The organism is Thermogemmatispora sp. (genome assembly GCF_042408735.1).
GTDB lineage: Bacteria > Chloroflexota > Ktedonobacteria > Ktedonobacterales > Ktedonobacteraceae > Thermogemmatispora.
In genome coordinates this window covers 1-2,469 of the sequence record NZ_JBHOQV010000044.1, presented here as the reverse complement: position 1 = coordinate 2,469, position 2,469 = coordinate 1, and the positions used below count along the sequence as shown (strand labels likewise).

Annotated in this window: 4 protein-coding genes; all 4 read right to left on the bottom strand. The window is 57.8% G+C overall.

Going from position 1 to position 2,469, the window contains the following annotated elements:
- The coding region (locus tag ACFMO7_RS02630; RefSeq protein ID WP_376793977.1) for a hypothetical protein at positions 1-382 on the bottom strand (382 nt) is incomplete at its 3' end.
- A gap of 149 nt (positions 383-531) precedes the next feature.
- Positions 532-753 (bottom strand): hypothetical protein, encoded by a 222-nt coding sequence (locus tag ACFMO7_RS02625; protein WP_376793976.1) that lies wholly within the window; start codon positions 751-753, stop codon positions 532-534.
- 278 nt (positions 754-1,031) lie between these two features.
- A complete protein-coding gene (locus ACFMO7_RS02620; RefSeq protein ID WP_376793978.1) occupies positions 1,032-1,799 on the bottom strand; it encodes a DUF6683 family protein in 768 nt (255 codons plus the stop codon).
- Positions 1,800-1,891: 92 nt separating this feature from the next.
- Positions 1,892-2,110 (bottom strand): hypothetical protein, encoded by a 219-nt coding sequence (locus ACFMO7_RS02615; protein WP_376793975.1) that lies wholly within the window; start codon positions 2,108-2,110, stop codon positions 1,892-1,894.
- Positions 2,111-2,469 lie beyond the last annotated feature (359 nt).

The following is a 2,469-nucleotide window of genomic DNA, read 5'->3' as shown; positions in this document are numbered from 1 at the left end:
TCGCCAACATCGCCGCCAACGCCCGCTCCACTTGCAACCGCTCCGCAGGCGTGCGCCCCAACTCGGCCGCCAGTCGCGCCGGAGCCAACGGCGCGGCCGTGCTCACAAACCGCGTCGTGCCGCGCCGTGGGCTCGCTCCACTTCGCCCCGCTCCTCGCCCGGCCGCACTGCTCTTCACCTTGTCGCTCAATTTCTTGCCACTTGCCAACCTCTTTCCCTTAGCAAGGCGTCGAGTACGAATTAGATTCATCATGTTGTTGGTTTGTATAACTTGGCCAAGCTGGTACGGTGGCGGTGGACCATACTGTCCTTTTCCTTGCTTCACAAATACCATCATCAAAAAAAGCGCGGCAAAAACCAATGCTGACCAACCTTTCTTCATTTGCTTGCTCCTTTCTGATCTAGGGTTTTGCTACCACACTACATCCTGATATGCGAGGACATGGGTTTGAGAACGCGAGGCAGGGCTGATGTGCCTTCTGCCTCGCATCCTTCCCAGCCTTCAATTTGACCATTACCTACTAGTAGTAGCTAGGCCAAATTGCGGATTATGGAGTTTAAAGCTTCTGCAGCTGATTTCTGCATGTTCGACTTGGCTTCCCCCTCTTGCTTTACCGCATTTTGCAAAGCGTTGACAGCAAACCAGTATTCTTGTTGCTGTTGTTGTGCTGCTATTGCGGCTTTCGGATCCGAGAAATCTACATTGCTGAAATCCGGCTTGTTCGGCAAACTACCGATATTGAAGCTGCTCATCTTTCTACTCTCCTTTCTCTGTGGTAATTAGCTACCTGCTCTCTGCAGGGCGTTGCACTTCACCATGTGCCGCCTGCACCGCCTCGGCCAGCGCTCGCGCGCCGTTGGCAGCAGCATCCTTCTCCTCTCGGTCAAGCCACTCTCACAGAGAAAGAAGAATCACTCAACTCCTCTCCCAAAACCTCTACCCACTCGAAGAATCACTCAACTCCTCTCCCAAAACCTCTACCCTCTCGCCTCCTGCCTCCATCCACAACCACCCCACCACGACCAACTGCTCACCTCGTCCACCGTGCCAACGCCGCTTCCGCCAGCCGCTTCGCCTGCTCCACCAGCCGCTCGTCTCCGCGCCGCCGCCCCTCCTCGTAACTCCCTAACGCCACACTCGCCACCAACACACTCCGCTCAAACTCCTCCTGCTTCTCCATGTCCTCAGCGTCGCTCAACTCCCGCGCGCGCTCCGTGGCCCGCACCAACGCCTGCTGCACGTCCGCTCGCCTGACAACCTCACCCCACTCCTGCTCGTCTCGCACACGATACCCGACCAACACCGCATACTGCGCCCCGCTCGCCACATCATCCACCGCCAGCCCGGCTCGCTCCATCATCTGCTTGCTCGTCGCCAACATCGCCGCCAACGCCCGCTCCACTTGCAACCGCTCCGCAGGCGTGCGCCCCAACTCGGCCGCCAGTCGCGCCGGAGCCAACGGCGCGGCCGTGCTCACAAATCGCGTCGTGCCGCGCCGTGGGCTCGCTCCACCTCGCCTCGCTCCTCGCCCGGCCGCACCGCTCTTCACCTTGTCGCTCAGCTTGCGGCTCCCTGCGCGCGATACCGTGCGTGACTTCCCATTGCTTGCTCCTCCATCCCTTCTTTTTAGAATCTCGCCATTTATTACGGCGTTCCGCATCCAGATATCTGGCCAAGGGTTATATACACCCGGATTCCATGGGTTGTATCCCAAGCCTTGCGCCATGACCTTAGTGCTAATTGCAGTAAGGAACGTCATTGCTATAACTGCGATAAGACGATTTTCTTTCAGGTTCATTGCCCATCTCATACGTGCATCTCCTTTCTAAATCGTTCAAGTCATGGAGCGCAGCTCCATGACTTGAACAGATAAACCTTTATCTCTTGATTCTACCTAAGATTGTTGACGACAGCCATCAAAGCCTCGTGCGCCGATTTCTGCATGTTTGACGCCATGTTTTGTTCACGCTGTTGCTCGTTTTGCGCGGCTTGGACGGCCATTTGCCACAAGGTCATTTCCGTCTGCCAATCCACCAGTTTCTTCTGGTAAAGAGGATCCTTTGGATCCCCATTGAATTCAGGTGGTCTCGGCGGTATGTTGACGCCCATTTCCTTCTTCTCCTTTCTCCGTGATGGTGGTTAGTGCTTGCCTTGTGCCGCCTGCACCGCCTCGGCGATGGCCACGGCCAGCGCGCGCGCGCCGTTGGCGACCAGCCGCGGCAGGTCCACCCGCCGCTCAATTCACCCACCACTCACACAGATCGGAGACCACTCATACCTCATCAACCACAACTGGCCAAAGAACTACACACCGCGATCAACCCTCTTACCTCGTCCACCGCGCCAACGCCGCTTCCGCCAGCCGCTTCGCCTGCTCCACCAGCCGCTCGTCTCCGCGCCGCCGCCCCTCCTCGTAACTCCCTAACGCCACACTCGCCACCAACACACTCCGCTCAAACTCCTCCTGC

Coding starts and splice junctions, on each gene's coding strand:
- ACFMO7_RS02625 (WP_376793976.1), bottom strand. CDS start 753: ATGAGCAGCTTCAATATCGGTAGTTTGCCGAACAAGCCGGATTTCAGC.
- ACFMO7_RS02620 (WP_376793978.1), bottom strand. CDS start 1,799: ATGAACCTGAAAGAAAATCGTCTTATCGCAGTTATAGCAATGACGTTC.
- ACFMO7_RS02615 (WP_376793975.1), bottom strand. CDS start 2,110: ATGGGCGTCAACATACCGCCGAGACCACCTGAATTCAATGGGGATCCA.